The organism is Mycolicibacter sinensis (assembly GCF_001667375.1).
Classification (GTDB): domain Bacteria; phylum Actinomycetota; class Actinomycetes; order Mycobacteriales; family Mycobacteriaceae; genus Mycobacterium; species Mycobacterium sinense_A.
In genome coordinates this window covers 1-22252 of record NZ_LZIN01000030.1, presented here as the reverse complement: position 1 = coordinate 22252, position 22252 = coordinate 1, and the positions used below count along the sequence as shown (strand labels likewise).

Here is a 22252-nt window from a genome sequence, read left to right as displayed (position 1 = left end):
CCCCCCCCCCCCCCCCCCCCCCCCCCCCCCTCCTCATTTTTTTAATGATCCGGCGACCTCCGACATCTACACGAGCCTTATCGTCGGAAGCGTCTTATGTTTATATGATACGAGGTGAGTAGTCGCCGGGAGGGGGCGGGTAATTGCCCTGAGGCGGCGGCGGGAAGTCAGTCATGGGCACCCTTGCTGAAATCGGTTGATGCGGACTGTCACGCTACCGCAAGGCGCTCTCGCCGGCGGCTACCTGCGACGCGGCCCGTCGGACAGGAAACCCAACAGGTCGTGGCGGGTGATGACGCCGACCGGCTTACCGTCCTCGACCACCATCACCGCGTCGACCTCGGCCAGCGCGGTTGCGGCGACGTCGACCACCTCACCGGAGCCGATCAGCGGCAGCGGCGGCCCCATGTGCTGCGACACCGCGTCGGCCAGCTTGGCGCGGCCCTCGAAGACCGCCGAGAGCAGGTCGCGCTCGGACACGCTGCCGGCCACCTCCCCCGCCATCACCGGCGGCTCGGCGCCGACGACGGGCATCTGCGACACCCCGTACTCCCGCAGGATCCCGATGGCGTCGCGCAGCGTCTCCGACGGGTGGGTGTGCACCAGGTCGGGCAACACCCCGGACTTCGCCCGCAGCACGTCGGCGACGGTGGGCTGCACCGTCGAGCCGTCCAGCCGGGAGCGCAGGAACCCGTAGGACGACATCCAGGAGTCGTTGAAGATCTTGGACATGTAACCGCGGCCGCCGTCAGGCAGCAAGACCACGACGAGCGCGTCGGGCCCGGCTTTGACGGCCGCTTCCACGGCCGCCACCACGGCCATCCCGCAGGATCCGCCGACCAGCAGCGCTTCCTCCCGGGCCAGCCGCCGGGTCATGTCGAACGAGTCCGCGTCGGACACCGCGATGATCTCGTCGGGCACCTTCGGGTCGTAGGCGGCCGGCCAGAAGTCCTCGCCGACCCCTTCCACCAGATACGGCCGGCCGGTTCCCCCGGAGTACACCGAGCCCTCCGGGTCGGCACCGATGATCCGCACCCGGCCTCCCGACACCTCCTTGAGGTAGCGGCCGGTGCCGGTGATGGTGCCGCCGGTGCCGATCCCGGCGACGAAATGGGTGACCTGGCCGTCGGTGTCGTTCCAGACCTCCGGACCGGTGGTCTCGTAGTGGCTCTCCGGGCCGGCTTGGTTGGAGTACTGATCGGGCTTCCAGGCGCCGTCGATCTCCTCGACCAGCCGGTTGGACACGCTGTAGTAGCTGGCCGGGTCGTCGGGCGGTACCGCGGTCGGGCACACCACCACCTCGGCGCCGTAGGCCCGCATCACGTTCTGCTTGTCCTCGCTGACCTTGTCGGGGCAGACGAACACGCATTTGTAGCCGCGGCGTTGGGCGACCAGGGCCAGACCGACACCGGTGTTGCCGGAGGTCGGTTCGACGATGGTGCCGCCGGGCTTGAGGGCGCCGCTGGCCTCGGCGGCGTCGATCATTTTCACCGCGATGCGGTCCTTGGAGCTGGCGCCCGGGTTGAGGTACTCGACCTTGGCCACCACCCGGCCGGCCCCGGCGGGAACGATGGAATTCAGCTCGACCAGGGGGGTGTTGCCGATGAGGTCACTGATGTGGCGCGCTATCCGCATGCCTGCCATCGTGTCAGGTTGTTTGTCCGGGCGGTTCGGCGCCTTGTGAACCGAGCGGGTCAGCCGGTGGCTTCGCGGATGTATTCGCCGATCTGGCGGAGCGAGCGGGTGGCCTCGGGCACGAATGGTGCGGCGAGCTGGAAGACGTGGATCTGACCGGGCCACACCCGCAGTTCCACCGGGACGCCGGCTGCGGCCAGGATCTTGGCGCCCAGCCGCGCGTCGTGCAGCAGCACCTCGGAGCCCGAGACATGTATCAGGGTGCGCGGCAGACCCGGCTTGACGTGCTGCAGCGGCTCGAAAACCTCGCCGCGCCGGCCGTGGTTGCGGGCCGCCGCTTCAACCAGGTCCACGAACGCGTCGAATGCCTGAGGCGGGAACATCGCGCCGGTGTGGATGTTCGGATGCGCCTTCTTGGCTTCCTTGGCGATCTCCAGCAGCGGTGACATCGCGACGATCGCCGCCGGGGCCTCATCGTCCCCGCTCTCGTCCAGCAGTCGCTCGGCCAGCGCCAGCGACAGGTAGCCCCCGGCGGAGTCGCCGGCCAGCACGATCTGGTCGGGTGCGTAGCCCTGCCGGCGCAGCCAGCGGTAGGCGTCGTAACAGTCGTCGACCGCGTCGTCGATGCAGTGCTTGGGCACCATCCGGTACTCCACCACCAGCACCGGACTGTCGGCGTACTTCGACAGCTTCGTGACGAGCCGGCCGTGCGTGTTGGCCCCGCAGGTCAAGAAGGCACCGCCGTGCATGTACAGCACGACCCGCCGGGTGCCGTCGGCGGGCAGGACGCCGGCGGCACGCACCATCTTCGCCGTGCAGTGCGGCAACCGGATGCTGGCTCGCACGGTGCCCGGCGCGGGCAGCACCGCCTTGGCGGTGAAGTCCAACAGACCGAACGGCCACGGCATGCGCGGGAGGTAGCTGCCGACCGAGAGCACCGGCCGGACGGTGAGCCGGGTTGCCAGCCACGTCAGCCGTCCCTCGACGCTGGGCGCATCCTCCACGACCTCGACCGGCAGGCCGTCATTGCGGGGGAAGCGGCGGGGTCGCAGTGCCGGGTGCAGGCGGCTGAATCCACGCGGCGAGCTGGCAATCTTGCTGGGCGCGGTCATGGTGCACACTCCCTCCCGCCGGCCCGGGCCGGCACAGCCAACGCGGTACCTCGCATCGTCACACGGAAAAGTCTGTGAAGGAATCTCAGGGTTGGTTCCGATACGGCTTCGGGTCCGCATCGTGATCATTGTTGTTTGCTGCGCGGGGGCGCCCGGGGCGGTGCTCGCCTAAACTTGCAGCATGGGGATCCGGGTGGCGCGGCGGTCGGTGATCACGCTGGCCACTGCCGGGGCGCTCGCCTCCAGCGGAACCCTTTACCTGGGTGTGCGCAATCTGTTGGCCGGTCAGGCCGATCTGGCGCGCCAAACCATCCCCCGGGCGTGCGAGGTCCCGCCGCGCGCCGACGGCATCTACGTTGCCGGGGACGCCACCGTGGAGCGCTTTCAGCGCGGCATGAGCGTCGATCTGCACCTGATGATCTTCGGTGACTCGACCGGGGCCGGCTACGGCTGCTGTTCGCCCGAGGAGGTGCCCGGAGCACTGATCGCCAGGGCGCTGGCCGAGCGCACCGGTAAGCGGATCCGCCTGAGTACCAAGGCAATCGTCGGCGCGACCTCCAGGGGCCTCGCCGGCCAGGTCGACGCGATGTTCGTCGCCGGACCGCCACCGGACGCGGCGGTGATCATGATCGGCGCGAACGATGTCACCAGGCTCAACGGCATCGCCGTCTCGGCGCAGCGACTGCACGCGGCGGTGAAACGACTGCGCTCCAGCGGCGCGGCGGTGGTCGTCGGCACCTGCCCCGATTTCTCGGTGATCAGCGCGATCCCACAACCGCTGCGCTGGGTCGCGCATACCCGGGCGCGGCAGCTGGCTCGCGCCCAGACCCAGGCCGTCAGGGCCGCCGGCGGTATCGCCGTTCCGTTCGCCGACGTCTGCGCCCCGGCGTTTCGCGAGTCCCCTGCGCTGCTGTTCGCCCCGGACCAGTACCACCCGTCGGCCGCGGGTTACGCGCTGGCGGCGACTCAGGTGATCCCGGCGCTGTGCGCCGCGCTGGACGAGGCCGATTCACACGTCCTGGCCCCAGCGGACTAGATTTTCCTGGAATACCCGATCGCAAGGAGTCACCGTGCCCGAAGCTGTCATCGTCTCAACTGCTCGTTCGCCGATCGGCCGGGCCGGTAAGGGATCGCTGGTCACCATGCGGCCGGATGACCTGGCCGCCCAGATGGTGCGCGCCGCCCTCGACAAGGTGCCCGAGCTGAACCCGCACCAGATCGACGACCTGATGATGGGCTGCGGCCAGCCCGGCGGTGCGGCCGGCTACAACATTGCCCGCGTCGTCTCGGTGCTGCTCGGCTATGACTTCTTGCCGGGCACCACGGTGAACCGCTACTGCTCGTCGTCGCTGCAGACCACCCGGATGGCGTTCCACGCGATCAAGGCCGGCGAGGGCGACGCGTTCATCTCCGCGGGGGTGGAGACGGTGTCGCAGTTCGGTATCGGCGCCGCCGACGGCGCCCCGGACAGCAAGAACCCGCTGTTCAATGACGCCATGGCCCGCTCCGAGGCTGCCGCGGCCGGCGCCAAGGAATGGCATGACCCGCGCGCCGACGGCAACCTGCCCGACGTGTACATCGCGATGGGCCAGACCGCCGAGAACGTGGTGCTGCACACCGGGATCAGCCGCGAAGACCAGGACCACTGGGGCGTGCGCAGCCAGAACCGCGCCGAAGAGGCCATCAAGAGTGGCTTCTTCGCCCGCGAGATCTCCCCGGTCACGCTGCCGGACGGCACCGTGGTGAGCACCGACGACGGCCCGCGCGCCGGCACCACCTACGAGAAGATCAGCCAGCTCAAGCCCGTGTTCCGGCCCGACGGCACGATCACCGCCGGTAACGCCTGCCCGCTGAACGACGGCGCGGCCGCGGTGATCATCACCAGCGACACCAAGGCCAAGCAGCTGGGCCTCAAGCCGCTGGCCCGGATCGTGGCCACCGGGGTTTCCGGCCTATCGCCGGAGATCATGGGCCTCGGGCCGATCGAGGCGGTCAAAAAGGCGCTGACGAACGCCAAGATGTCGGTCTCGGACATCGACCTGTTCGAGATCAACGAGGCCTTCGCCGTGCAGGTGCTCGGTTCCGCGCGCGAGCTCGGCATCGACGAGGACAAGCTGAATGTCTCCGGTGGGGCGATCGCGCTGGGTCACCCGTTCGGTATGACCGGCGCCCGCATCACCGCCACCCTGCTGAACAACCTGCAGACCCACGACAAGACGTTCGGCGTGGAGACCATGTGTGTGGGCGGCGGCCAGGGCATGGCGATGGTGGTCGAGCGGCTCTCCTGAGCCTTTGGCCCGACTACGTCGAGTGTGCGTTTTGGGTCGCAGAATCGCGTCTTGGCGCACCAAACCGCACACTCGATGCCCGTCGTTCGTAAACAAAATGACCCCGTGCCTGCCGGCACGGGGTCATTTTTTAGCTGGTCGTCACTCGTTCTGGAAGTAGCTGAGCAGACGTAGGATCTCCAGGTACAGCCAGACCAGCGTCACGGTCAGACCCAGGGCGATACCCCAGGCCGCCTTCTCCGGCGCGCCGGCGCGGATCAGCTGGTCGGCGGCGTCGAAGTCGATCAAGAAGCTGAACGCGGCGATCCCGATGCACACCAGCGAGAAGATGATGGACAGCGTCCCACCGCTGCGCAGCCCCAGGCCCTCACCCCCGCCGACGCCGAACAGCGACAGCACCAGGTTGCCGATCATCAGGGCCAGCACACCGAACAGGCCGGCGACGATCATCCGGGTGAACTTCGGGGTGACGCGGATGGCGCCGGTCTTGTAGACCACCAGCATGCCGCCGAACACCCCGAGGGTGCCCATCACGGCCTGTCCGATCATCGAGCCGGCGTTGCCGGTGCCCACCGTGAACGCGGTCAGCACCCAGGAGATGGCACCAAGGAACATGCCCTCCAGCGCGGCGTAGCTGAGCACCAGTGCCTTGCTGTCCTGCTTGCGGGCGAACATGGCCACCATCACCAGCGCCAGCCCGCCGAACGCGCCGACGAAGGTCAGCGGACCGGCCAGGGCCTGGTTGGCCGACACCAGGAAGAACGACACGATCGCTGCGACACTCAGCACCCCCAGCGTGATGCCGGTCTTGGTGACGACGTCGTCGATGGTGAGCGGCCTACTGACCTCCCGCCGGTAGTCGGTCTGCGGGCTCTGCAGACCCGGGTAACCCTGGCTCATCTGCTGGGTTGCCCCGGCGGCACCGAAGCCGGTTCCGAACTGTGCGTAACCGCCCTGTTTGGGCAACGAACGAAATACCGGGTTGCTGGTTTCCCGCACCTTCCCGATCCTCTCTAAAGCTGTCTTGTGCTTGGACACGAAAGTTGTGCGAACAACTTGATCAACGATCCACGACCCGCCGGGGTTCCCAACATCCGGGTCGTTCTTCCGCCAAACCTTACCCGCGGATCGGCGACCGCGGGGAGGGATCTACATTGCGAAGGCGTGACAGGCGAATCTGACGAGGTACTGGCCCACATCGAGCGCGGAGTCGGGTTGCTGACGCTCAACCGGCCGCAGGCGATCAACTCGCTGAACCTGTCGATGGTGACCGCGATGACCGCGACGCTGTCGGCGTGGGCTGAGGACCCGGCGGTGGCCGCGGTGGTGCTGGCCGGGGCCGGCGAGCGCGGCCTGTGCGCCGGCGGTGACGTGGTCGCGATCTATCACAGCGCCAAGGCCGATGGCGCCGACGCGCGGCGCTTCTGGCACGACGAGTATCTGCTCAATGCCCAGATCGGTGAGTTTCCCAAGCCGTACGTGTCGCTGATGGACGGCATCGTGATGGGCGGCGGCGTCGGTGTCGGCGCGCACGCCAACACCCGGGTGGTCACCGACACCACGAAGATGGCCATGCCCGAAGTGGGTATCGGCTTCATACCCGACGTCGGCGGCACCTACCTGTTGTCGCGCGCACCCGGGCATCTGGGTCTGCACGCGGCGCTGACCGGTGCACCGTTCTCCGGGGCCGATGCCATCGCGCTGGGCTTCGCCGACCACTTCGTTCCGCATGACCGATTGGGGGAGTTCACTTCGGCGGTGATCGCCGACGCCGTGGAGGCCGCGCTGGCCGCCCATGCGGTCGAGCCGCCGCCGAGCCCGCTTGCCGCAGACCGCGATTGGATCGACGAGTGCTATGGGCACGACACGGTCGCCGACATCGTGGCAGCGCTGGCCGGCCACGGCGGTGCCGGCGCCAATGCCGCGGCCGACCTGATCGGCACCCGCTCCCCGATCGCCTGCTCGGTGACGCTGGAATCGGTGCGCCGGGCCGGTGAGCTGGCCACGCTGGAAGACGTTCTGGTCCAGGAGTTCCGGGTGTCGACCGCCTCGCTGCGTTCCCACGACCTGGTGGAGGGCATTCGCGCCCAACTGGTCGACAAGGACCGCAACCCGCAGTGGTCACCGGCCACCCTGGCCGAGGTGAGCACCGCCGACATCGAAACCTACTTCGCCCCAGCCGAACCCGATCTAGCTTTTTAAGGAGCACCCCATGAGCTACGAAGCCATTCTGGTGGACCGTGACGGACGCGTCGGAACCATCACGCTGAACCGGCCGCAGGCACTCAACGCGCTCAACAGCCAGGTGATGAACGAAGTCACCACCGCAGCAGCCGAATTCGATGCCGACCCGGGCATCGGCGCGATCATCATCACCGGCAGCGCCAAGGCGTTCGCCGCCGGTGCGGACATCAAGGAGATGGCCGATCTGAGCTTCGCCGAGGTGTTCGCCGCCGACTTCTTCGCCGCCTGGTCCAAGTTGGCCGCGGTGCGCACCCCGACCATCGCCGCGGTGGCCGGACACGCCCTGGGCGGTGGTTGCGAACTGGCGATGATGTGCGATGTGCTGATCGCCGCCGACACCGCGAAGTTCGGTCAGCCGGAGATCAAACTCGGCGTGCTGCCGGGTATGGGCGGCTCTCAGCGACTGACCCGCGCCATCGGCAAGGCCAAGGCAATGGATCTGATCCTGACCGGCCGCACCATCGATGCCGCCGAGGCCGAACGCAGCGGCCTGGTCTCTCGGGTGGTCCCGGCCGATGACCTGTTGGCCGAAGCCGGAAAGGTCGCTGCCACCATCGCGGGAATGAGCCTGTCGGCGGCCCGGATGGCCAAAGAAGCCGTCAACCGAGCCTTCGAATCCACCCTGGCCGAAGGACTGCTCTATGAGCGCCGGCTGTTCCATTCGGCATTCGCCACCGACGACCAGACCGAGGGCATGGCGGCGTTCACCGAGAAGCGCGCACCGAACTTCACCCACCGCTAGCCGATGGCCCGGTCGGCCGAAACACCTTGGTGGATCAGGCACTACACATTCACCGGCACCGCCACCGGGCTGGTGTTCATCTGGCTGTCGATGACGCCGTCACTGCTGCCCCGCGGTCCGCTGGTCCAGGGTCTGGTCAGCGGCGCATCCGGCGCCGCCGGCTACGGGCTCGGGGTGCTCATCGTGTGGCTGGTGCGCTACATGCGCTCGGCGGACAGCAGCCCGCCCGCGCCGGGTTGGGCCTGGGCGGTGCTGATCCCGACCGCCGTGGTCATCCACCTGGTGATGATCGTCCGCGTCTACCACTGGCAGCGGCAGCTGCGCTCGCTGATGGATGTTCCGCAGCTGGCCTGGTACTGCTTCCCGATGGCGGGCGGGCTGGCGGTGCTGACGTTGTTCGTGCTGGTGGAGATCGGGCAGGTGGTCCGTATGGTGGGCCGCGCACTGGCACGTCAGCTCAACCGCGTTGCGCCGCCGCGCGTTTCGCTGGTGGTGACGGTGGCCCTGCTGCTGGGCCTGACCATCGCGTTGCTCAACGGCGTGGTGGTGAAGTTCAGCATGCGCGCGCTGAACAACACCTTCGCGGCGGTCAATGAAGAGCTGGACCCCGACCAGGCCGCCCCGCCGAGCCGGCTGCGGTCCGGGGGTCCCGAATCCCTGGCCTCCTGGGAGTCGCTGGGCCATCAGGGCCGTATCTTCGTGGCCGGCGGACCGACTCTCGCGCAGCTCACCGCGTTCAACGGCACACCGGCGACCGAGCCGATCCGTGCCTATGCCGGACTCAATTCCGCTGAAGGAATCAGCGCGACCGCTGAACTGGCCGCGGCGGAACTGGCCCGCACCGGCGGGCTGAACCGCGCCGTGGTGGCCGTGGCGACCACGACCGGCACCGGCTGGATCAACGAGGCGGAGGCCTCCGCCCTGGAGTACATGTTCAACGGCAACACCGCGATCGTGAGCATGCAGTATTCGTTCTTGCCCAGCTGGCTGTCCTTCCTGGTCGACAGGGAGAGCGCCCGCCAGGCCGGCCAGGCCTTGTTCGAGGCGGTCGACAAACAGGTGCGGGCGATGCCGGAATCCGGGCGCCCCAAGCTGGTGGTGTTCGGCGAGAGCCTCGGATCGTTTGGCGGTGAGGCGCCATTCATGAACCTCAACAACGTGCTGGCGCGCACCGACGGAGCACTGTTCTCCGGGCCGACGTTTCAGAACACCATCTGGAAAGACTTGACGATCAACCGCGATCCCGGCTCCCCGCAATGGCTTCCGATTTACGACGACGGCCGCAACGCTCGGTTCGTCGCCCGCGGCGGCGATCTGGCGCGCCCGGACACACCTTGGAGCACCCCGCGCGTGGTGTACCTGCAGCACGCCTCGGACCCGATCGCCTGGTGGAGCCCGGACCTGCTGTTCCACAAACCGGATTGGCTGTCCGAGCCGCGCGGCTACGACGTGCTGCCGCAGGTGCAGTGGAAACCGATCGTGACGTTCCTGCAGGTCTCCGCCGACATGGCGGTGGCGGTCGACGTGCCCGACGGGCACGGTCACCACTATGCCGCCGCCGTGGCCGATGCCTGGGCGGCGATATTACATCCAGCGGGGTGGACCGCAGACAAAACCGAGCGGCTCCGACCGCTGCTCCACTCGACCGCGTGATGGTTTCGACTCCACCAGCACGCCGGCGGCGACCAGGGCGTGATAGCCGCCGATGACGTCGGTGGCGCGATGCAGGCCCAGGTCCACCAGCGCGGCCGCGGCCAGGCTCGAGGTGTAGCCCTCCGAGCACAGGATCACCCACTGCACGTCGTCGCCGATCGCCTGCGGCAGCCGGGCGTCGCTGGTCGGGTCGCAGCGCCACTCCAGCACGTTGCGCTCGATCACCAAGGCGGCGGGCACCTGGCCCTCCTGCGCGCGCTGGGCCGCCGGCCGGATGTCGACCAGAATCGCGCCGTCACGCAGCGCCGCGGGCACCTCCTCGGCGGTCATCCGGTTCAGCCGCGCCCGCGCCGCGGCGAGCATCCCGTCGATACGACTGGCCAGCTGGGTGGTGGTCACGATGCCTCCGGGTATTCGGTGAACTCAGTGCGTTGCCGGCGCAAGGTGTCGTCGTCCGCGACGGCGTAGTAGGACATCTCCACCAGCGGCGGCGAGTAGGCATGCACGCTCAGCGTCGGCCCGGGATCTGACGGCGCCCAGACGACGTCATGCACCCAGCCGCGCGAAAACGAGGCCTGGTCGCCCGCATTGAGCCGATGTTGCGTCAACTGTGCTCCGTCCCAATGGAATTCGTCCAGCGCCCCGGACAGTACCGTCAGCGCGCCGAGTGAGTCGCCGTGGTCGTGCAGTTCGGTGGCGTGGCCGGGCACCCAGCTGATCAGCCAGATGTCGAGCCGCTCGTCGCCGTGGATCCGGGTGAACCAGCGGCTGTCGGTGGGCAGGCCGGACGCCGGCAGCAGGTGCTGGTAGCGGCCGTCGAGCACCGCGTCGGCGGCCAGGTCGGTGGTATGCAGGAGGTCGGGCATGCGCAGCGAGCGGGCCCGGGGGGCCGACGGCCGCAACGCGACAGGATCAGCGATAACCATGGTGAAAACTCCAGAACGGATGGGGTGGATTCAAGACAGGGGTCGGCGGCAGCGTTCAGCTGCGGCAACAACAGCCCTGGAATCCGACGTGCTCCATCACGGGACTCACACTACATCGCGGGACAGCGTCAGGTCCGCGCCGCCGGCTCCCACCCCGCCAACGGTGATAGCTCTGACCAGCGATGATGTCCGTAATGAGCGAACCGCATGGGTTTTAATCAGCCGTGCGAAAAACCCGCCGGCGGTTCGCCCGTCACAATGGAGGGCGTGACATCTCCTTCTTCCAAGCGGGTGGCACTGACGCTCGGTAGCGGCGGCGCCCGCGGCTACGCCCACATCGGGGTCATCGATGAACTGACCGCACGCGGCTACGAGATCGTCGGCATATCCGGCTCGTCGATGGGCGCGCTGGTCGGCGGTCTGCAGGCGGCCGGCCGCCTGCATGAGTTCGCCGACTGGGCCCAGTCGCTGACGCAGGGCGCGGTGCTGCGGTTGCTGGATCCGACCTTCACCGCCGCGGGGGTGCTGCGCGCCGGGAAGATCCTCGATGTGGTCCGCGACATCGTGGGCGACATCAACATCGAGGAGCTGCCGATTCCCTATACGGCGGTCACGACGGATCTCATCTCGGGACGATCGGTGTGGCTGCAGCGCGGACCGCTACACGCGGCGATCCGGGCGTCCATCGCCATCCCCGGAGTGATCTCCCCGCACGTCGTCGAAGGGCGACTGCTGGCCGACGGAGGAATCCTCGACCCGGTGCCGATGGGGCCGATCGCCGCCGTCAACGCCGACCTGACCGTCGCGGTCAACCTGAGCGGCGCCAACGCCGCCGACATCCTCGCGCCCGAGGACTGCGAGGACACCGACGGGGAGCCGAGCCGGGGCTCGACGCCGGCGTGGCTGACGCGAATGCTGCAGAGCACCTCTGCGCTGATGGACAGCAACGCGGCCCACGCGTTGTTCGGCCGGTTCGGCAACGGCGATACCGGACCCGACGGCGAGACCGAGTCCGAACCCGAAGTTCCCAAGCTCGGCAGCTTCGAGGTGATGAACCGCACCATTGACATCGCCCAGGCGGCGCTGACCCGCCACCATCTGGCCACCCATCCGCCGGATCTCTTGATCGAGGTGCCCCGGACCACCTGCCGCAGCCTGGACTTCCATTGCGCCACAGAGATAATCGACATCGGCCGCAAGCTGACCGCCCAGGCCCTCGATTCCGATCAACCGGACTGATCAAAGAATTCGGCGAGCGCGGCGGCATGTTGGCGGCCCTGCTCGCGTCCGGCCCACGCCGACGGCACCCGGCAGGCCGGGTCCAGCGGGTTGCTGCCGAAGGCCCGCAACGCCGCGCCGTCGGCGAACACCGGGTAGGCACGCCCGCCGAAGCCCGCGATCTCGGCGGCCGCACCGGCACTGAACGGCGACGGCGCCGATTCCCCGGACGGCACCAGGACGACGGCCACCTCGCAATCGTCGGCGACGTCGAGGTTGACCGTGCTGCGCATTCCGCCGTCCATGTAGCGCTGCCCGTCGATCACGACCGGCGGCCACACCCCCGGCACCGCGCAGCTGGCCGCCACCGCATCGACGAGATCCACGCCTGAGTCCCGGTCGAACACCATCAGCTCACCGGTGTCGATATCGACGGCGGTGATCCGCAGACAACGATCCGGCCAGCGATGCGACGGCAGCCGACGCTCGATCACCCGGCGGCGCACCGCGGCCGGGACCGTCTCGGCGGACAAGGCCACCGCACCTATGCGCTGCATCTTCTGCGCGGCAGTGGTGTTCGGTCTGGTCATGGCGGCCAGGAACAGCTCCGCGATCTCCTCGCCCCCGATCCCGGGGTCGAGTTCGGGCGAGGACTCGGCCACCTGACGGGCGAACAGCTCCTCGAGGCTCATTCCGCTACCGATCTGTGCGCTCACCGCCGAACCGGCCGAGGTGCCGACCAGCACATCGGATTCCAGCAGCGCCGCTGCGGTGGACGGCGACTCGTCGGCGATCCCGCACAGCACGCCGGTCTCCCAGGCGATGCCCGCCACTCCCCCGCCGGCCAGCACCAGGGCTCGCTTGCCTGTCACAACCACGGGTGTTGAGCCTCCTGCGTAGCAGCGGTCAGTTCCTCCCGGCGCAGTTGCCGGGCGGGCGGATCGGGGAAGGCCAGCTCGGTGCGCAGCTGCAGCCCGGCGTCGACGTGGACCAGTTCGCCCGGGGCGAGCAGCCGCCAGCGCGGATCGGTGTCCATCGGCTCGCTGGCGAAAACCACCGCCGGCCGGCCGCTCAGCTGTTCGGACTGCGCCCGGATCCGGTGTGTGTACAGGTCCACCCCGAACGGCTCGGCGCCGTCGCGGCGGTCCAGCAGGTGCAGCTCGTGGGTGTCGGGATAGCGCAGCGCCCACATGTCGGTGGCGGTGGCCAGCAGGATGTTGAGCGCGTAGATCGGCACGTGGGCCGCCAGCCAGCCGACCGCGTCGCGCAGGCCCGCGCCGACGTCGCCGTCGTGCGCCCGGACCGCGGCGGTGATCAGCGCGAACACGCGCTCGGAATCCGTCTGTCCGACAACCAGATCGGCGGTGCCCAGCTCGCGGAGTCGGTCCTCGAGGACATCCAGGCCGCGCAGCACGCCGTTGTGGGCGAAGATCCGGCCGTCCTGCAGGAACGGGTGGGTGTTGGCGACGTCGCGGGCACCGGTGGTGGCGTACCGCACGTGCGCGACGAAGGTGGTGCCGGTCAGTTCGTGTGCCTCCGTGGCGAAATCGCTGTCCTGCCAGGCGGCGAGGGGCTCCTTGTGCAGCTGCGGGCGGCCGTCGCGGCCGAACACGCCCAGCCCCGTGCCGTCGGGGTTGCGCCGGCTCTGCGCGGCGAGGTTGTCCGGGGCGTTGAGCAACCAGAACGTGGCCGCGACCGCATCGGTGCCGGCGTGTAGCCCGAACAGGCGGCACATGGGTGCCTCAGCCCTCCAGCAGCGTGGCCAACTGTGCCAGGGCCCGCCGAGCGTAGCCCTTCCACAGTCGCCCGAGCACCGGCATCGCGACTGCGGCCGGCGCGGATCTCGGGTGGATGTCCCACCCCCAGGTGACGATGGTGCCCGCCACGGTGGGAGTGAACTGCCACCGGCCCTCGACCCACCGGACCAGCGGCGCCAACGGGCCGGTGATCTCGGTCAGCCGGTAGCCGAACGAGCGCGGAGGGTCGACGCTGGTCAGCTCCTCGCGCATGCTCCCCCCGCCGATCAGCCGCACGAGCCGGGTCTGGCCGACCGCCTCCCAGGGCCCGGTCTGGCCCAGCACCTCCTTGATCGGGGGAATCGGTCCGTACCAGTGCCGGAACAGCTGCGGCAGCGGCAGCGGCAGGGTGCCGTTGAACGCGTCCTCGACGGCCACCGCTATCACCCGGGATTGCTCGACGGTGAAGGCCACTGTTCGAGGTTAGCGTTCAGCGCGCCAGTCGCGGGGCGGCCCGCCCGGTGATCAGCGGCAGGTCGAAGAACCCGGCGAACCCGGCCGGGGCCGCACAGGTCGCCGGAATCGCGTTGACGCAGTGCGCCGCGGTCGCCACGACACCGGGGTTGCTGATCAGGCCCTCCTCGACGGTCTCGGGCTGCCAGCCTTTGACGGTGACGAACGTGTCGGGGTTTCCCCGCACCTCCATCTCGTAGCGCTCGCCTGCTGGACCGAAAGACCATGGCGGGTCGAGGTTCTCCTGGCCCATCTGCCAGTTGACCGTGACCCGAGCGACGACCTCGTCGCCGACGGTCGCCTCCCAGTGGAACCGGCGCCCGGCCACCTGACCGGGTTCGATGGAACCGATCGGTGAGTCGATCGGCGCGGTGGCCACCGCGACCTCCTGGGATGAGCGGATGTGCTCGTCGGCGGCGAAGCCCAGCCGGTCGACGCACAGGCGTACCGATTGGCGGAACCCGCCGTCGAGCAGCTTCTGCATCGGTCCGCTCAACGCCTGATCCGGGGTGCCACCGAATCCCATCACATGGCGCAGCACATCCGGCGCGTCGTAGGTGCGCAGATCCGAATACTCTTCGCCGCGAATGAATGTCACGCCGGTGGACATCACCGACAGCAGCAGCGGGAACAACTCGAAGGCCGCGCCCGGCCCGATACCGGCGCCGTGCAGGGTCACGCCACCTTCGCGCGCCGCAGCCTCCAACGGTCCCACCTCCTTCTCGGACGGGTAGAACCAGCCGACCGGGGTGACGACGTTCTTGCCGGAACGGAGCAGCGCGGCGACCTCATCGGGGTTGGGCAGCAGGGGCGCATAGATCACCGCGTCGGCATCGAGCGCCAAGATCTCCTCGACGCTGTCGGTGGCCGTCACGCCCAGCGGCTCGGCGCCGATGATCTCGCCGACATCCTTGCCGCTCTTGGCTTTCGAGTGCACCCAGCAGCCGACCAATTCGAGGTCGGGATGCTCGAGCACACCCTTGATCGCGGCCACCCCCACCGATCCGGTCGCCCACTGGATCACCCGCAGACTCATCAGTCACGCACCTCGCTCACCTGGTATTGATCTTCGGAGTAGCGGGCTCGGATGGTTTTTTTGTCATATTTGCCGACGCTGGTGCGCGGAATCTCCTCGACGAATGTCCAGCGCTCCGGCAGCCACCAGCGGGCGACCTTGTCGGACAAGAAGCTTCGCAGTTCGGCCGCGCTCACCGAGGCGCCGTCGCGTGCCACCACGACGGCCAGCGGTCGTTCCTGCCAGCGTTCGTCGGGCACCCCGACGACGGCGGCTTCGACCACGTCCGGGTGGCCGATCAGTTCGTTCTCCAGCTCCACCGAGGAGATCCACTCCCCACCCGACTTGATCACGTCCTTGGCCCGGTCGGTCAAGGTGATGAAGCCTTGGGCGTCGATACGGCCCACGTCGCCGGTGCGCAGCCAGCCGGAGGAGAACTTGGACTCGTCCTGGCCGCGGTAGTAGGCGCCGGTGATCCACGGGCCGCGCACCTCCAGCTCGCCGACGGCTTCCCCGTCGTTGGGCAGCACCGCGCCGTCGTCGTCGACGATGCGGGCCTCGACACCGCACACCGGCTGCCCCTGGGTGCCGCGCAGCGACCAGTGCTCCTCGGGCGGGGTGCCCGGCGGTGGCCAGGCCATGGTGGCCAGCGGCGAAGTCTCGGTCATGCCCCACAATTGCCGCACCTGCACGCCGTAGCGCTCTTCGAACGCGCGCATCAGCGACACCGGGACCGCCGACCCGCCGCACGCCACCAGCCGCAGCGACGAGATGTCATGGCCGGGTTCACGATCCAGGTAGTGCATGACGTCGTTCCAGATCGTCGGCACCGCGCCGGCCACCGTAGGTCGCTGCGTTTCGATGAGGGCGACCAGCGACGCGGCGTCCAGATGCCGGTCGGGCATCGCCAGATCCGCACCGGCCATCAGCGCCGAATAGGGCAGCCCCCACGCGTTGGCGTGAAACATCGGCACGATCGGCAGCACGCAGTCGCCCGAGCCGACCCCGATACCGTTCGTGGTGCATCCCGCCATGGTGTGCAGATAGCTGGACCGGTGGCTGTACACCACGCCCTTGGGGTTGCCGGTGGTGCCGCTGGTGTAGCACATGGCGGCCGCCGAATTCTCGTCGACGACCGGCCAGTCGAACTCTTGCGCCTCCGCCGCCAGCACGTCGGCGTAGCGCAGCACGGTCTTACCGGAGTCCTCCAGCGCCGCGATGTCGCCCTCGCCGACCGCGATCACGGTGTGCACGGTGTCGAGCTGCGCCAACACCGGCGCCAGCAGCCCGGCCAGCGAGACGTCGACCAGAATCACCCGGTCCTCGGCCTCGTTGGCGACGAACACGATCTGCTCGGCGAACAGCCGGATGTTGAGCGTGTGCAGCACCGCGCCCATCGCCGGCACCGCCAGGTAAGCGGCCAGGTGCTCGGTGTTGTTCCACATGAACGTGGCAACTCGCTCGTCGCCGGTGATGCCGAGCCGCCGCAGGGCATTGGCCAGCTGGGCCACCTGGCCGCCCAGCTCGCGGTAGGTGGTGCGGCGGAAACCGTCGTCGGTCATGGTCGTCACGGTGCGGGCCCCGTGAATGCCGGTGGCGTGGTGCAGGATGGCACCGATCGTCAGCGGCCAGTTCTGCATGGTGCTGCGCATCGACATATTCGACCATGCCGACGCGGAGCGTGCGACGGGGGCTAGAGAGCGGGTTCGAGCTGGAGCATCCGCTTGACGGCGTCGTCGAGCGCCAGTTGCTCATGCAGCGACGCCGACGGCGACGGCAGATCGGCCAGCGAGGCAACGGTCACCGCACCGTCGAAGCCGGCGATGTAGAGCCTGCTGCCATCCGGGCTCTCCACCGCGCAGGCCGGCGCCGTGGTCGCGGCCAGCGCGCCGAGGACCTCGTTGGTGCGAGCGCACATCACCAGCACCCCGGCCGCGGTCACCAGGTAGGCGCGCTCACCGTCGCGGCTCACGATCAGCTGGATCAGCTGGGTGTCGACCACGAACCCGGCGCCGACCGCGTGGGTGCGGGTGTCGACGGCGTGCACCGCCCCGCGGCCATCAGACCCGGAAGTCGCCACGAACAGCCGGGTACCGTCCGGGCTGACGGCCACGTCGACGACGGTCGAGCCGACCTCGATGACGTCGACGACATTGAGTTCGCGGTCCAAGACGGTGACGGTGTCGCCGGCGGGTTGGCGGACCGCCACGTACAGCCGCCGGCCGTCGGGGCTGATCCGCAGGCCGGCCGCGCTGGCCACCGGACTGCTGGACACCTGGGCGACGCCGGCGGGACTCATGGTGGCATCGAGCGCGAGCACCTCGACGCCGGCCGAACCGGTACGGGTGACGTAGACGCGGCTGCCCATCGGGTCGGCGACCAGCTCACCGATGCCCAGGGCCACCGGGTAACACCCGGTGACCTCGGCGGAGTCGACGTCGATCGCCAGTACGGCATCGAGCGCCATGGAGCCGGCGGTGACGTAGGCCCGAGCGGTTCCGGCAGGTCCGACGGCGACCGAGAACGGCTCGTCGGCGTGGAACACGGTGGCCACGACGGTGCCGCTGGCGGTGTCGATCACCGAGACGGTGTCGTCGCCGTAGTTGGTGGCCAGCAGCCGGCTGCCGTCCGCGGTGACCGCGAGGCCACCGATCGGGCCGCGCCCCAGCGTGACGGTGTCGATGGTGCGAGTCCTCGGGCCGGGCAATCCGTAAGCCACCACGTCGTCCACATCGCTCCCATCGATCACGTTTCGTATCGTCTTTGCACACACGCCCGCGTAGCTGCCGCAGCTTGGCCAGTACGACCGGGGTGCCAGGACGAGGTGTTTGGTCGATCCTAGCGGTGAATTCCGGGTAAAAGGAAAATGACGTAACTATTGTGATTGACGTCGCAGGTTAATCCAGCGGACCTTGGGTCGCGGTGGGCCAAGCCGCTGCCCCTAGGCATCTTCAGCAATGCATTCTGCTGCGCTTGAACAGCTGTTATGATCCAACTGGCTAACTTGTGATCTGTATCGCAATTAGCATTGAATAAGAAACTAAGAAACTCGGCGGGCGAATTCCAGTTTTCTGGTCACATGATCTTGCAAATTTCCTGGCGGGCGGGTATGGGCCGGGGCCGCAGGCCGGCGACCGCAGTCACCTAGGCCGCGTAGCCATGCGGTGCCCCCACTGGGACTCGAACCCAGACTGGGCGGATTTTAAGTCCGCTGCCTCTGCCAATTGGGCTATGGGGGCTCGCGGCGAATCTAACGCGGCGACGCCGACGGCAACCCACCGGCACGGCGGTAGCGGACCCCGTAACGACTCAGGCGTGCTGCGGGCAGTAGTTCTGCGCAGCGATGCGCGCGAACTCCGCGGCGCGCTGCAGTGTGAATCCCGGGTTGGTGGTCTGCACCGCGACCACGGTGTCCATCGGGGTCAGGCCGGCATCCATCAACTGACACACGGAGTGACCGGCGGAGATCGCCACCTCGTCGGAGCCGCGGTGGCTCAGGCCGGCTCCGTTCAGCTGGGTCAGGAAGGCGGCGTCGCTACCAACCGGCTCGGCATGCGCGGGCGCTGCCAGACCGACCATGGCGGTGAGGCCCGCCAGCAGCAGAAACCGTTTCATGGCTCGTAGTCTGCTGAGCGTTCGTTAAAAGCATGTTACGGAGCGTTTACTCCGCCGGATCAACGTGTTAATTCCGCGTTACCGAGGGCTCACATCGTCAACGAGTCGCATCACCGATGCCATAACCGGGCCGACTCATCATCTTCAAAGCGCTTGCGTGCCAGTAATTTTGGCCTCTCGGCGTGATCTGTAGAAATACCGTCGTACACACACCGCCGGCACGCTGTGACCTGGACCACTTAGCTGGCCCCGACGAAAAGCTGGTCTTTGCCGCTCATAGCCGTCTTGCACGGCTTTTCGTTCCGCGGCCGCACAAGCCCCGCGGACTGCTCCGGTCCACCCGTCTGTCAGAGACCTGGGCAGGCGCTCGTAAAAAGTTGGGACACGCGGGTTAAGAAGCGGTTAACCAGCTTTCACAATCCCCCAGTGATACGGGACCGTGGTCGCAGAAATCCGGATAACGCTCGGATCCGTGAGGAGAAACCCAGATGTCTTTCGTGACCACGCAGCCGGAGGCCTTGGCGGCTGCCGCCGGCAACCTGCAAGCGATCGGTTCGTCGCTCAACGCCCAGAGCGCCGCTGCGTCCGCTCCGACTACCGGTGTCGTTCCGGCTGCCGCCGATGAAGTCTCGGCGCTGACCGCTGCGCAGTTCGCCGCCCACGCCAGCATGTACCAGTCGGTTGCCGCGCAGGCCGCGGCGATTCACGAGATGTTCGTGGCCACTTTGAACGGCAGCGCCGAGTCCTACGCTGCCACCGAAGCCGCCAACGCGCTCGCAGCCGGTTAGGCGGAATTCATGCTGGATTACGGAGCCCTGCCCCCCGAGATCAACTCCGGGCGGATGTATGCCGGCCCGGGGTCAGCGCCGATGATGTCGGCGGCCTCGGCCTGGCGCGCGATGGCCGCCGAACTCGCTTCTGCCGCACACTCTTACGAGACGGTGATCTCCCAGCTGTCCAGTGAGGACTGGCTCGGACCGGGTTCGGCGTCGATGTCTGCGGCGGCAACGCCCTACATCGCCTGGATGAACACCACCGCCGCGCAAGCCGAGCAGGCCGCCGCCCAGGCCACCGCCGCCGCGACCGTGTACGAGACGGCGCGGGCAGCGACGGTCCCTCCGGCGGTCGTCACCACCAACCGGGTGCAGCAGGCGGCACTGGTCGCAACCAACGTCTTGGGCATCAACACCCCGGCCATCGCAGCCCTCGATGCCCTCTACGCCGAGATGTGGGCCCAGGACGCCGCCGCGATGTACGGCTACGCCAGCGGATCGGCCGCCGCGTCGCAGGTGACCCCGTTCAGCGAACCAGCCCAGACCACCAACCCGGCAGGGCTGGCCGGACAGGCTGCTGCGGTCAGCCAGGCCGGCGGCAGCAGCACCGCCAACAGCACCGCACAGACGGCGCAGATGATCTCGGCGCTGCCGAATGCCCTGCAGTCCATGGCCGCCCCGGCAGCGTCGACCGACTGGATCGAGCAGATCATCGAATTCCTGTACAACGACCCGACCAACGGCTACGCGTACATGTTCGGCACCCCGCTGTACAACTTGTTCAACACCGCGGGTACCGGCGCGGCCTTCATTCCGTCTGCCCTGCTGCCAAGCCTCATCGGTTTCATGACCGGCGGGGGCTTCAACGGCGCCACCGGCAGTGCGCTCGGCAGTGGTCTGGGAGCGGCGTTGAGCCCCGGTGGCGCACTCGGCGCCCTGGGCGCGCTCGGCGGTGGCATGGCCAGCGGGGTCAGTAGCGCATTTGGGGTCAGTGCGGTCACCCCGGCGGTCACCGCCGGGATGGGTCAGGCCTCGCTGGTCGGAACGTCGTTCTCGGCGCCGGCCAGCTGGTCGGCCGCCACCCCCGGCGCCGCGGCCCTGACCGGGGGGCCCGGCGGTTGGGCGGTCCCCTCGGAGACCCACAACAACATGGCCTCCATGCCCCCTCCGGTGCCGACCGGCGTCGGTCGGGCCAGCATGAACTATGGCACCCCGCGTTACGGATTCCGGCCCAAATTCATGCCGAAGCCGATGGTGGTCTAGGAGCAACGATGATCGACTACGCACTCCTGCCACCCGAGGTCAACTCGGGGCGGCTGTACACCGGCCCCGGATCGACGCCGATGATGGCCGTCGCCTCCGCCTGGCGCGGCCTGGCCGCGGAGATCACCTCGGCCCTGACGTCCTACGAGACAACGTTCTCCCAGCTCGTCGACCAGGAATGGATGGGCCCGGCGTCGGCGTCGATGACCGCCGCCACCAAGCCGTATCTGGCGTGGATGGCCGACACCGCGGCGAAGGCCGAGGAGGCGGCCACCCAGGCCACGGCCGCAGCGGCCGCATTCGAGGCGGCCCACGCGGCCACCCCTCCCCCGGCAGTGATCGCCGCCAATCGCGCGCAGCAGAAGCAATTGGTGGCGACCAATGTCGTAGGGCAGAACTCCGCAGCGATCATGGCCAGCGACGCACAGTATCTCCAGATGTGGGCCCAGGCCACCGGTGTCATGTACAGCTACGCGGCATCCTCGGCGGCGGCGACCAAGGTGACACCGTTCAGTGAGCCCACCCAGACCACGAATCCGGCCGGAACGGCCAACCAAGCGGCCGCCGTCAGTCAGGCCAACGGCACGGCCGCCGGCAATACCGCTCAGACGGCGCAAGCGATCTCGTCGCTGCCCAACGCGCTGCAGACCCTGACCTCGCCGGGTCCCGCTGACGCCGGCCTACCCCCGCCCACACTCGCCGGACTCCTCGAGGCCATCGGCAGGAACGCGTCGATCAATGGCGTCGTGTCGCTGTTCACCTACCCACTCAACGGCGGGATGAGCTTCGTCGGGACATCCGCAGCGTTCACCCCGGCGAGTTTGATCCCGACCATGACCACCTTCTTCTCCGGCGGGGGTTTCAACGCCTTCGGCGGTGGTTCGGCAGGTGCCGGCATCGGCGCCCTGCTGGCTCCCGGCGGCCCGCTGAGCAGCCTGGGCGCGCTCGGGGGTGAGGCGGGCGCCGCCTCGGCGGCGGCCGGAGCGTTCACTGCCGGCGCCAGCGCGCCGGCGGTCTCGGCGGGCGTGGGGCAGGCGACGCTGGTCGGTGAACTGTCCGCGCCGCCGGCGTGGGCCGCGGCAGCCCCGGCCGACGCCGCCGCGACCGGCGCACTGCAGGCCAGCAGTTGGGCAACCCCGGAGGAGATCGAGTCGATGGCGGCGGTGCCCGGCGGGATGCCGGTCGGCGCTGAGCGGGGCGGTTTCGGCCTCGGTACCCCCCGCTACGGCTTCAAGCCGACCGTGATGCCCCGTCCGGTCGTTGCCGGTTAAACCTCGCGACAACGAATTTCAGGTAAGGAGACACAGGCGATGACAACACGTTTTATGACCGATCCGGACGCGATGCGCAGCATGGCGGGCCGTTTCGATGTGCACGCCCAGACGGTGGAGGATGAGGCCCGGCGGATGTGGGCGTCGTCGACCAACATCTCGGGTGCGGGCTGGGGTGGTCTGGCCGAGCGGACCTCGATGGACACCATGGGTCAGATGCAGACGGCGTTTCGCAACATCGTGAACAT

22 protein-coding genes and 1 tRNA gene are annotated in these 22252 nt (G+C 68.5%); 10 read left to right on the top strand and 13 right to left on the bottom strand.

What is annotated here, in order from left to right:
• Nucleotides 1–240: 240 nt before the first annotated feature.
• Together A5771_RS05090 and A5771_RS05085 are read right to left on the bottom strand one after the other, a co-directional pair.
• Nucleotides 241–1635 (bottom strand): cystathionine beta-synthase, encoded by a 1395-nt coding sequence (locus A5771_RS05090; RefSeq protein WP_064854113.1) that lies wholly within the window; start codon nucleotides 1633–1635, stop codon nucleotides 241–243.
• A 59-nt stretch (nucleotides 1636–1694) separates the two neighbouring features.
• Nucleotides 1695–2747, bottom strand: coding sequence for an alpha/beta hydrolase (locus tag A5771_RS05085; protein WP_064854117.1), 1053 nt, complete (start codon nucleotides 2745–2747; stop codon nucleotides 1695–1697).
• A 181-nt stretch (nucleotides 2748–2928) separates the two neighbouring features.
• On the opposite strand from A5771_RS05085, the gene A5771_RS05080 reads away from it, so the two are divergent.
• A complete protein-coding gene (locus A5771_RS05080) occupies nucleotides 2929–3783 on the top strand; it encodes an SGNH/GDSL hydrolase family protein (RefSeq protein WP_064854112.1) in 855 nt (284 codons plus the stop codon).
• A gap of 34 nt (nucleotides 3784–3817) precedes the next feature.
• Complete coding sequence (locus A5771_RS05075) at nucleotides 3818–5035, top strand: acetyl-CoA C-acetyltransferase (protein ID WP_064854111.1); 1218 nt, start codon at nucleotides 3818–3820, stop codon at nucleotides 5033–5035.
• Nucleotides 5036–5176: 141 nt separating this feature from the next.
• On the opposite strand, the gene A5771_RS05070 is transcribed toward A5771_RS05075, so the two are convergent.
• Nucleotides 5177–6034, bottom strand: coding sequence for a Bax inhibitor-1/YccA family protein (locus A5771_RS05070; RefSeq protein ID WP_064854110.1), 858 nt, complete (start codon nucleotides 6032–6034; stop codon nucleotides 5177–5179).
• Nucleotides 6035–6199: 165 nt separating this feature from the next.
• Between A5771_RS05070 and A5771_RS05065 the strand changes: the two genes are divergently transcribed.
• Genes A5771_RS05065 through A5771_RS05055 form a run of 3 tightly spaced genes read left to right on the top strand, consistent with a single transcriptional unit; the run spans nucleotide 6200 to nucleotide 9674 of the window.
• Nucleotides 6200–7237 carry an enoyl-CoA hydratase/isomerase family protein gene (locus tag A5771_RS05065; RefSeq protein ID WP_064854109.1) on the top strand — a complete coding sequence of 346 codons (1038 nt, stop codon included), beginning with the start codon at nucleotides 6200–6202 and terminating at the stop codon, nucleotides 7235–7237.
• 10 nt (nucleotides 7238–7247) lie between these two features.
• Nucleotides 7248–8021 (top strand): enoyl-CoA hydratase, encoded by a 774-nt coding sequence (locus tag A5771_RS05060; protein WP_064854108.1) that lies wholly within the window; start codon nucleotides 7248–7250, stop codon nucleotides 8019–8021.
• A gap of 3 nt (nucleotides 8022–8024) precedes the next feature.
• Complete coding sequence (locus tag A5771_RS05055; protein WP_064854107.1) at nucleotides 8025–9674, top strand: alpha/beta hydrolase; 1650 nt, start codon at nucleotides 8025–8027, stop codon at nucleotides 9672–9674.
• On the opposite strand, the gene A5771_RS05050 is transcribed toward A5771_RS05055, so the two are convergent.
• Nucleotides 9606–10037 (bottom strand): rhodanese-like domain-containing protein, encoded by a 432-nt coding sequence (locus tag A5771_RS05050; RefSeq protein WP_234782957.1) that lies wholly within the window; start codon nucleotides 10035–10037, stop codon nucleotides 9606–9608. The two genes, A5771_RS05055 and A5771_RS05050, sit on opposite strands and share 69 nt — an antisense overlap.
• Nucleotides 10038–10069: 32 nt before the next feature.
• Nucleotides 10070–10600, bottom strand: a complete 531-nt coding sequence (locus A5771_RS05045; RefSeq protein WP_064854106.1) for a cysteine dioxygenase — start codon at nucleotides 10598–10600, stop codon at nucleotides 10070–10072.
• 258 nt (nucleotides 10601–10858) lie between these two features.
• Between A5771_RS05045 and A5771_RS05040 the strand changes: the two genes are divergently transcribed.
• Nucleotides 10859–11839, top strand: coding sequence for a patatin-like phospholipase family protein (locus A5771_RS05040; RefSeq protein ID WP_207545390.1), 981 nt, complete (start codon nucleotides 10859–10861; stop codon nucleotides 11837–11839).
• On the opposite strand, the gene A5771_RS05035 is transcribed toward A5771_RS05040, so the two are convergent.
• The 8 genes from A5771_RS05035 to A5771_RS05000 form a co-directional block, all read right to left on the bottom strand.
• The gene (locus A5771_RS05035) at nucleotides 11827–12690 is read right to left on the bottom strand and encodes a patatin-like phospholipase family protein (RefSeq protein ID WP_064854104.1); all 864 of its coding nucleotides are present in this window, start codon (nucleotides 12688–12690) and stop codon (nucleotides 11827–11829) included. The genes A5771_RS05040 and A5771_RS05035 overlap by 13 nt on opposite strands.
• Complete coding sequence (locus A5771_RS05030) at nucleotides 12687–13553, bottom strand: class II glutamine amidotransferase (protein WP_064854103.1); 867 nt, start codon at nucleotides 13551–13553, stop codon at nucleotides 12687–12689. Before A5771_RS05030 ends, A5771_RS05035 begins: the two co-directional genes overlap by 4 nt.
• A 7-nt stretch (nucleotides 13554–13560) precedes the next feature.
• Complete coding sequence (locus A5771_RS05025; RefSeq protein ID WP_064854102.1) at nucleotides 13561–14028, bottom strand: SRPBCC family protein; 468 nt, start codon at nucleotides 14026–14028, stop codon at nucleotides 13561–13563.
• A gap of 16 nt (nucleotides 14029–14044) precedes the next feature.
• Nucleotides 14045–15103, bottom strand: a complete 1059-nt coding sequence (locus A5771_RS05020) for an NAD(P)H-dependent amine dehydrogenase family protein (RefSeq protein ID WP_064854101.1) — start codon at nucleotides 15101–15103, stop codon at nucleotides 14045–14047.
• On the bottom strand, nucleotides 15103–16734 hold the full coding sequence (locus A5771_RS05015) for a long-chain fatty acid--CoA ligase (RefSeq protein ID WP_064854115.1): 1632 nt from the start codon (nucleotides 16732–16734) through the stop codon (nucleotides 15103–15105). The genes A5771_RS05020 and A5771_RS05015 overlap by 1 nt, the downstream gene beginning before the upstream one ends.
• Nucleotides 16735–16775: 41 nt before the next feature.
• Nucleotides 16776–17831, bottom strand: a complete 1056-nt coding sequence (locus tag A5771_RS05010) for a beta-propeller fold lactonase family protein (RefSeq protein WP_234782955.1) — start codon at nucleotides 17829–17831, stop codon at nucleotides 16776–16778.
• Between the two features lie 416 nt (nucleotides 17832–18247).
• Nucleotides 18248–18321: transfer RNA gene (locus A5771_RS05005), tRNA-Leu, on the bottom strand.
• Nucleotides 18322–18391: 70 nt separating this feature from the next.
• On the bottom strand, nucleotides 18392–18697 hold the full coding sequence (locus A5771_RS05000) for a DUF732 domain-containing protein (RefSeq protein ID WP_082947066.1): 306 nt from the start codon (nucleotides 18695–18697) through the stop codon (nucleotides 18392–18394).
• Between the two features lie 488 nt (nucleotides 18698–19185).
• On the opposite strand from A5771_RS05000, the gene A5771_RS04995 reads away from it, so the two are divergent.
• The 4 genes from A5771_RS04995 to A5771_RS04980 form a co-directional block, all read left to right on the top strand.
• Nucleotides 19186–19485 (top strand): PE family protein, encoded by a 300-nt coding sequence (locus A5771_RS04995; protein WP_064854099.1) that lies wholly within the window; start codon nucleotides 19186–19188, stop codon nucleotides 19483–19485.
• A gap of 9 nt (nucleotides 19486–19494) precedes the next feature.
• A complete protein-coding gene (locus A5771_RS04990) occupies nucleotides 19495–20733 on the top strand; it encodes a PPE family protein (protein WP_064854098.1) in 1239 nt (412 codons plus the stop codon).
• A gap of 8 nt (nucleotides 20734–20741) precedes the next feature.
• Nucleotides 20742–22004, top strand: a complete 1263-nt coding sequence (locus tag A5771_RS04985; protein ID WP_064854097.1) for a PPE family protein — start codon at nucleotides 20742–20744, stop codon at nucleotides 22002–22004.
• 39 nt (nucleotides 22005–22043) lie between these two features.
• The coding region (locus tag A5771_RS04980) for a WXG100 family type VII secretion target (protein ID WP_082947067.1) at nucleotides 22044–22252 on the top strand (209 nt) is incomplete at its 3' end.